Below are 7,415 nucleotides of genomic sequence, written 5' to 3' on the forward strand. Positions count from 1 at the left end.
ACGTGCCGGCGCCGAAGGTGGTGCCGCAGGCCGACGAGCTGCAGGTGCTGGCCGATCTCCTCAACGGTGCCGAGCGCATCACCTTGTTCTGTGGCCGCGGCTGCGCCGGCGCGCACGCGCCCTTGATGCAGCTTGCGGAGGCGCTGAAGAGTCCGATCGTCCATGCGCTCGGCGGCAAGGAGCATGTCGAATACGATAACCCCTACGACGTCGGCATGACCGGCTTCATCGGCTTCTCCTCGGGATACGCGGCCATGCACGCCTGCGACGCGCTGGTGATGCTCGGCACCGATTTTCCCTACAAGCAGTTCTTCCCGACCGACTGCCAGATCGCGCAGATCGACATTCGCCCGGAGAATCTGGGGCGGCGCTGCAAGATCGATCTCGGCCTCGTCGGCGACGTCAAGCTCACCATCGCGGCGCTGCTGCCGCTGCTCAAAGCCAAGACGCAGCGCAAGCACCTCGATGATGCCGTCGCGCATTACAAGAAGGCGCGCGAAGGGCTCGATGCGCTCGCCAAGGGAACGCCGGGCAGCAAGCCGATCCACCCGCAATATCTCGCAAAGATCATCAGCGACCACGCGGCCGACGATGCCGTGTTCACCGCCGATGTCGGCACGCCGACGGTGTGGGCCGCGCGCTATCTCGACATGAACGGCCGCCGCCGGCTGATCGGCTCCTTCGTGCACGGCTCGATGGCCAACGCGATGCCGCAGGCGATCGGCGCGCAGGCTGCCCAACCCGGCCGACAAGTGATCTCGCTCTCCGGCGACGGCGGCTTCACCATGCTGATGGGCGATCTGATCACGCTGACGCAGATGAAGCTGCCGGTGAAGGTGGTGATCTTCAACAACGGCGTGCTCGGCTTCGTCGCGCTGGAGATGAAGGCGGCCGGCTTCGTCGACACCAATGTCGACCTGGAGAATCCTGACTTCGCGGCGATGGCGCGCGCGATGGGCATCTTTGCCAAACGCGTCGAGGATCCCGGCGAGCTCCCCGGTGCGGTGAAGGAGATGCTCGCCCATAACGGGCCGGCGCTGCTCGATGTCGTCACCGCCAAGCAGGAACTGTCGATGCCGCCGACCATCACCACCGAGCAGATCAAGGGCTTCAGCCTCTGGGTGCTGCGCGCGGTGATGAACGGCCGCGGCGACGAGGTGCTGGATCTCGCGAAGACGAATCTCTTGCCGCGCTAGAGCGCAATGGAATCAAGATCGATGCTGCAGCGGAGGTGCGTTCCCTCTCCCGCTTGCCGGAGAGGTGGACGAGCCCTTCATGCGCGGCTAACCCCGCTTCACCGAAGGTGGTGCCGGCAGCCGCTGCTCACGGCGCTGGAGGCGTTGCCAGTGCAGCGCGGTGCCGATCAGCAGGGCCGGCAGGAAGCCGAGCACGATCAGGAAATGCGGCAGCTGCGTCGGTGAGACGAAGGCGATGGCGATGTCCGAGATCAGCCAGAGCGCTGCGAATATCACCGCAAAGTCGGTTCGCGGGCAGCGGAGGTAGTAGAACACGGCGGTGATGAGGATCGCGGGACCGATCGCAACGCCGATCATGATTGCGGTCAGCTCCTTCGGCGTCAACGCGTCGAGCATCATCGAGGCCAGCAGCCAGAGTGCGGCGAACATGGCGACGATGTCGAGCGGATGCCGCAATCCAATACCTCTCGCAGTGACGCGCTATCGTTGTGGCCGGAACTGCGGCCGTCAAGTCAAAAGGCGCTTATTCCTCGTCACTTCCCGGCGTCGGACGCAGCATGAAATGACCGAAAGCGGTGGCGATCGGCTTTTCCGCATCGTCCTGCCAGGCGCGCGCCTCGAAGGCGACGATGCGCCGTCCCTGCTTCACGATCGAGACATCGGCGAACGTGTCGAGGGCGCGGCCGGAACGCAAATAGTTGACGGTAAGGCCGATCGGCTTGGGCAGCGCGGCGGTGCCGAGCTCGCGCGCCACGCCGACGATCGCGGTGGTCTCGAGGAAGGCGCCGGTCATGCCGCCATGGATCGCAGGCAGGATCGGATTGCCGATGATCACAGGCGAAAACGGCATCGTCAGCGTGCCGTTGCCGTTGACGCGGATGCCGAGGCAGCGCGCAAACGGGCTGTGCGCGAACGGGCCGTCCGGGTCGTCCGGCGCCTCCAGCGTCGGGATGCTCCGTCCATCCATCCTGCGGTCCGCGAGCATGTTGGTGCGGTTGGCGCCGATCATGAAGCAGGCGGTCGCGGTCGCCACCGGATCGTCCTCGGATTCCTGATAGGCGGTGGAGCGCACGAAGGCGATCGAGCGCGTGGTGCGGTAGCAGACCGAATGCGCCTTGATGTCGAGGCCCGGCGTCGCCGGCTTCTGGTAGTCGATGCGCAGATCGAGCGTCGCGATCGCGCGCGTGCCGTCGAGTGCAAGCTGCACCGCCATGCCGCAGCTCTCGTCCAGCATCGCGGTGACGACGCCGCCGTGCAGCACGCCGGTCTCGATGTCGCCGACGAAGACGGGCCGGTAGGGCAGGCTGGACCAGGCCTCAGCCGGCGCGAAACGGTCGAGCTGAAGGCCGCTGATATGGCCGTAATCGGAACGGCGGCCCTTGATCGCCTCGGCGAGTTCCTCGAACGGGAGCGTGGTCGGTATGGTGCTCATGGTGACGTTCTAGACCAGTGCCGGCCGCCGCGCAAAACCCAGAAGGGGCCTCGACAGAGCCGGCCAAAGCACCGATGGTGGGCGCTTCGTTCGTCGTTTAGCTGCAAGGAGCGCCCATGGCCGACCCCGAAACGCCCGCCGCCAATCAGGGGCCCGTCACCATTTCGACCTCCAGCTCGGAGCGGGCGCCGATCATCTATTTCGACGGCGCGTCCTGCTTCGGCCATCACAACGGCGCGATCCAGATCGAGCTCGCCGCGAACCTCTTGATGCCGATCGGCGCCGCCGTCAGGGTCGACGTGGTCCAGACCGCGCACTTACGTTGCAGCGTGGCCGCAGCGCTGGCGCTGCGCGAAGCGCTCGACAAGGCACTGGCGATGTACAAGCAGGGGCAGCAGCAGCCCGCGGCGGAGGAGATTCCGGTGGTGAAGAACTGAGGCTGCTTGTGCGATCGCATGTCACTGCGATCGCTTTTCAGCCCACATGCACCTTCGGCTTCCTGCCGCCGTTCCACTTGCCGTCGAGCGCGCGCTCGATCTGGGCGGCGAGCTGCAGCAGGAGGCCGTCATTGGCCTGCTTGGCGATGGCCTGGATGCCGAGCGGCAGGCCGTGCTCCTGGCTCGCCATCGGCATCGAGATCGCCGGCATGCCGCAGAGATTGGCGAGCGGCGTGAAGGCGAAGAAGCGCCAGAGATTGCCGAACCAGTCCAGCACATCGGGATTGTCGGAGATGGTGAGATATTCCCTGGTGCCGACCCTCGGCGTCGGCAGCGCGGTGATCGGCGTCAGGATCACGTCCCACTGCTCGAAGAAGGCGCCGAAGCCGCGTGACGTCGTGTTGAACACGCCCTGCATCTTCGCCCGCTCGGCAAAGGTGGTATGGCGGCCGGCTTCCCAGATCCGGATGTTCATGGGCTCGATCAGGTCTTCCGGCGGCTTGTCCAGCCCGCGCGCGGCCAGCATGTTGGAGATCACCACCGCAAAGTTCGAGATGTAGCAGGTGGTCTGCGCGGCGAAGGCGGCGCGGAAATCGAGCTCGGGCAGGGCGTAGTCGACGTGATGGCCGAGGCCTTCGAGGAAGCGGCCGGTCTTCTCCAGCTCGGCTGCGATCTCGGGCGTAGCGGTGTAGTCGCCCCACGTGTGCGACAGCGCGATGCGCAGCTTTGAAGGATCGCGCTTGATCATCTCGGAATAAGGCTGCGCCGTGGTCCAGAACGGCATGAACTCGCCGGGCGCAGGTCCCCTCGCGTGATCGACGAAGGCGGCGGTATCGCGCACCGAGCGCGACTGGCAGCCCTGGATCGAGACGAGGCCGGTGAGGTCGGACATGTGCGGGGCGAGCGAGAACACGCCGCGCGAGACTTTCAATCCGATATTGCCGTTGACGCCGGCGGGAATGCGGATCGAGCCGCCGCCGTCGGTGGCATGCGCGATCGGCACTACCCCCGCGGCGACCATCGCGGCGCTGCCCGCGGACGAGCCGCAGGTGGTGTAGTCGGTATTCCAGGGATTGCGGGTGACGTAGACGGCGGGATTGTCGGCCGAAGAGCACACGCCGAATTCCGGCGTGGTGGTGCGTCCGATCAGGTTGAGCCCGGCCTGGCGGAATTTGCCGGTCAGGAACGTGTCGGCCGCGGCGCGATTGCCGCGCATCAACAGCGAGCCCATCTCCTGCAGCCGGCCCTTCATGGTCGGCCCGAGATCCTTCATCAGGAAGGGCAGGCCGGCGAAAGGACCTGCGAGATTGGCGCCATCCTTGGCGGGATCGGCGATCACGTCCTCGAACAGCTCGACCACGCCCGACAGGGCGGGATTCACCTTGGCGACACCCGCGGCAGCCTGGCGCGCCAATTCCTTCGCCGTCAGCTCGCCCTTGCGGACACGCCCCGCCAGTGCGACGCCATCGTGCTGCGCCCATTCAGTCCAGCTCATCGGCAAGGTCATGACGTCAAAATCCCCTTGAATAGCGAGGCCACCTTTTTCGCAAGGGACCGCCTGAATCAACTGAGCCGGCGCGAGGGGCAGGGTTGCGTGGGGCGGAGAGGTGGCCGATCAATCGAAGAGCCGCGCGATGACCGCAACCGGTCCGCCGCCCGCCGGCCCCTGATGTTCGGCGCCGCCGGAAACATAGACCGCCCCGGTGCCGGCGAGACCTGCAATCAGGCCGCCGACGGCAGCGCGCGCGTGGCGGGTCGAGCTGATGTCGGTATCCTCCAGCATAGTGTGGCGGAAGCCGCGCACGCTGCCATCAGGCGAGGCCTCCGCTTTGGCAAAGACGTTGACGAGCGCGCGACCTGCCGCAGTTTCTGGCGCAACGCCAACGCTCTGCAGTGCCGACATCACCGCCGAGGCGTCGATCGCATCGTCCATCACGGCGTGGCCGATCTCGAACTCGCTCACCGACGCCGCTGAGTTGCCGAGCACGATGACGACGTTGTGCATCAGCTCGATCCCGGACGAGGTCGAGGCCACTTTCGAGAACAGATCGTAGCGCCGCAGCACGTCTTCGTCCCGGACATCGGAGGCGATCTCGCCGAGCGCAACGGCAACGCCGAGGGCGGACGCGCCGCGCGAATAGGCCATCGAGCTGTAGGCGCTGGTCGTCACCGTCTTGTTACCGCGCGCGTTTGCCGCCGCGACGCGATCGCTGGTCAGCAGCGGGCACTTGATCTGAACGAAATGGACGTCGGCGGGATCGGTGAGGCCGGCATCCACCATCGCGGCTTTCACGGCCCTGGCCGTCTCCGTGATCTGCGCGGAGCGGCCGAGCTCTTCGGGAAGGAAATCGCGGGTGTACGCCATGCCGATGCTCAGGCGCTTGCCTGCGATGCCCGCCGGCCGCTGCGGGACATCCTGGCGCGTGAACACGGTGATGTGCGGGCTGAGCACGCCCTCGGTGCCGCCTGACATCACAAAGGCGATCCGCTGCTCGACCTCATGCGCCGTCAGACCGAGCTGCGGCGCAAGCGCCGTGCACAGCGCGGCAACGGCATACTCCCGGGTGAAATCATTGACACCGCCATTGCCCTCGGTCTTGCCCAGGATGGCGAGGATCGATTTGGGATCTATCGCGCCGGAGCCGATCATAGCCATGAGGCTGGAGACGTCGCCGGGGCCCTTGGTGGCGAGCTTGAAGACGCCGGCCGATGTGGCGCGCATGGAGTGTCCTCCTAGGAAGTTCGCTGGTCCGGCAAGAGCAACCAGCCGTGGAAGTCAGGTGCGTGTCAAGGTGTGGTGCAATCGATGGATCACGCGCTATGGTCCGGCTTTCCCCGGGACGGCACGGAATGCGGCGTGCGCGCCGGTGGCCGTCCGCACCCTGTGTCGCACGCTAGTCAACCCCGTCCGCCAAAAATATTCCGCTTTACCGAAATTCGGTTTCGGCGTATGTGTCGGCCATCCTGATCCGGCGAAAGGGGCGGTCGTACGTCGTTTCGAACCGCGGATCGGGGAGCGGTGGACGCGGCAGCGTCGTGCACGAGAGGTGGGAGCAGGGCGGGATCAACCCCGTGAGGTCCCGGCCGCGTGCGGACGAGCGGCGCTTGAAGCGTACGGCCAAATCGCGTGGTCCTGGCTGTCGTTGCTACAGCCAAGCCTTGCGGAGGCGCGACAAGCCCGACCGGGCGACGCGCGCCGTCAATCCGCGAGGTGACGGAGGCAAGCAGGAACTCGTCTCCGGGGAGAGCGCGCCATACGCCGTCAAACATCGCGCAGGGAAGGCCGGACGTTCTCGGCTTCACCTGTCATCCGTTGTGCATTGCGTGTGCATTCTCATCGCACGACGGACAAGCGGGTGCCAGCCGGCGCCCGGCCTTCCCTGCGCCCTTTCGCTATGAGGGCGTGATGCGAAGAGCAAAGCTCGGGCGGAAGCGCCGCGAGATGGTGAAGGTGTGTCTGCGTGTCACAACCTCCGACATCGTAGGGTGGGCAAAGCGCCAGCGTGCCCACGCTCGTGTCGCGATTGAATTCGGTGGGCACGGCGCTGTGCGCCTTTGCCCGCCCTGCGGCACTGGATTGCTTCATGCAGCGCCCTGGCCCGATCCCAGCCACCACATCATCGCGAACAGGCGGTCGTGCAAACGGCACCGACGGGCATGACGCCTGCGCAGGCTATCAGAGCCTTTCGACCTTGCGCGCTCTCTCGGCCTGTCTTACGCAGTCTCCGAATAGTGACGCATTGCCAAAGCCCTGAGGGAGCCGACATGACCATCCGCAACACCCGCACCGGGGGCCAGATCCTGATCGATCAGCTCGTCGCCCAAGGCGTCGAGCGCGTCACCTGCGTGCCGGGCGAGAGCTATCTCGCCGCGCTCGATGCGCTGCATGACAGTCCGATCGACGTCATGATCTGCCGTGCCGAGGGCGGCGCCGCGATGATGGCGGAGGCGTACGGCAAGCTCACGGGACGCCCCGGAATCTGCTTCGTCACCCGCGGCCCCGGCGCGACCAATGCCAGCCACGGCGTCCACATCGCGATGCAGGATTCGACTCCGATGATCCTGTTCGTCGGCCAGGTCGACACCGGCATGCGCGAGCGCGAGGCGTTCCAGGAACTGGACTACAAGGCGGTGTTCGGCACCATGGCGAAATGGGCCGTCGAGATTGATCGTCCCGATCGTATTCCGGAGCTGGTGGCGCGCGCCTTCCGCGTCGCCATGCAGGGCCGCCCCGGTCCCGTCGTGATCTCGCTGCCGGAGAACATGCTGACCGAGACCGCGGCCGTTGCCGATGCCATGCGCATCGAGCCGGCGGTGAGCTGGCCCGCGCCGGCCGACATCGAAAAGGTC

7 protein-coding genes are annotated in these 7,415 nt (G+C 66.2%); 3 read left to right on the forward strand and 4 right to left on the reverse strand.

The window, feature by feature from the left end:
- Positions 1 to 1,196: thiamine pyrophosphate-dependent enzyme (locus MOV75_RS20735; RefSeq protein ID WP_247006506.1), on the forward strand; the 1,196-nt coding region annotated here is incomplete at its 5' end.
- An 87-nt stretch (positions 1,197 to 1,283) separates the two neighbouring features.
- On the opposite strand, the gene MOV75_RS20740 is transcribed toward MOV75_RS20735, so the two are convergent.
- Together MOV75_RS20740 and MOV75_RS20745 are read right to left on the reverse strand one after the other, a co-directional pair.
- Positions 1,284 to 1,652, reverse strand: coding sequence for a hypothetical protein (locus tag MOV75_RS20740; RefSeq protein ID WP_246929891.1), 369 nt, complete (start codon positions 1,650 to 1,652; stop codon positions 1,284 to 1,286).
- A 67-nt stretch (positions 1,653 to 1,719) separates the two neighbouring features.
- Positions 1,720 to 2,628, reverse strand: a complete 909-nt coding sequence (locus MOV75_RS20745; RefSeq protein WP_246929889.1) for a PaaI family thioesterase — start codon at positions 2,626 to 2,628, stop codon at positions 1,720 to 1,722.
- 116 nt (positions 2,629 to 2,744) lie between these two features.
- On the opposite strand from MOV75_RS20745, the gene MOV75_RS20750 reads away from it, so the two are divergent.
- Entirely contained in the window at positions 2,745 to 3,065 is a 321-nt protein-coding gene (locus tag MOV75_RS20750) for a hypothetical protein (RefSeq protein ID WP_246929887.1), read from the forward strand.
- A gap of 37 nt (positions 3,066 to 3,102) precedes the next feature.
- On the opposite strand, the gene MOV75_RS20755 is transcribed toward MOV75_RS20750, so the two are convergent.
- Both MOV75_RS20755 and MOV75_RS20760 read right to left on the reverse strand, forming a co-directional pair.
- A complete protein-coding gene (locus MOV75_RS20755) occupies positions 3,103 to 4,572 on the reverse strand; it encodes an amidase (RefSeq protein ID WP_246929885.1) in 1,470 nt (489 codons plus the stop codon).
- A 108-nt stretch (positions 4,573 to 4,680) separates the two neighbouring features.
- On the reverse strand, positions 4,681 to 5,787 hold the full coding sequence (locus tag MOV75_RS20760) for a ring-opening amidohydrolase (protein ID WP_246929884.1): 1,107 nt from the start codon (positions 5,785 to 5,787) through the stop codon (positions 4,681 to 4,683).
- Positions 5,788 to 6,830: 1,043 nt separating this feature from the next.
- On the opposite strand from MOV75_RS20760, the gene MOV75_RS20765 reads away from it, so the two are divergent.
- The coding region (locus tag MOV75_RS20765) for a thiamine pyrophosphate-binding protein (protein WP_247006507.1) at positions 6,831 to 7,415 on the forward strand (585 nt) is incomplete at its 3' end.

Origin of the sequence: Bradyrhizobium sp. PRIMUS42 (assembly GCF_023006515.1) — a bacterium.
Lineage (GTDB): Bacteria > Pseudomonadota > Alphaproteobacteria > Rhizobiales > Xanthobacteraceae > Bradyrhizobium.

Excerpts from the sequence above, each read along its gene's own strand:
- MOV75_RS20750 (WP_246929887.1), top strand. The coding sequence starts at position 2,745 with ATGGCCGACCCCGAAACGCCCGCCGCCAATCAGGGGCCCGTCACCATT.
- MOV75_RS20760 (WP_246929884.1), bottom strand. The coding sequence starts at position 5,787 with ATGCGCGCCACATCGGCCGGCGTCTTCAAGCTCGCCACCAAGGGCCCC.
- MOV75_RS20755 (WP_246929885.1), bottom strand. The coding sequence starts at position 4,572 with ATGACCTTGCCGATGAGCTGGACTGAATGGGCGCAGCACGATGGCGTC.
- MOV75_RS20745 (WP_246929889.1), bottom strand. The coding sequence starts at position 2,628 with ATGAGCACCATACCGACCACGCTCCCGTTCGAGGAACTCGCCGAGGCG.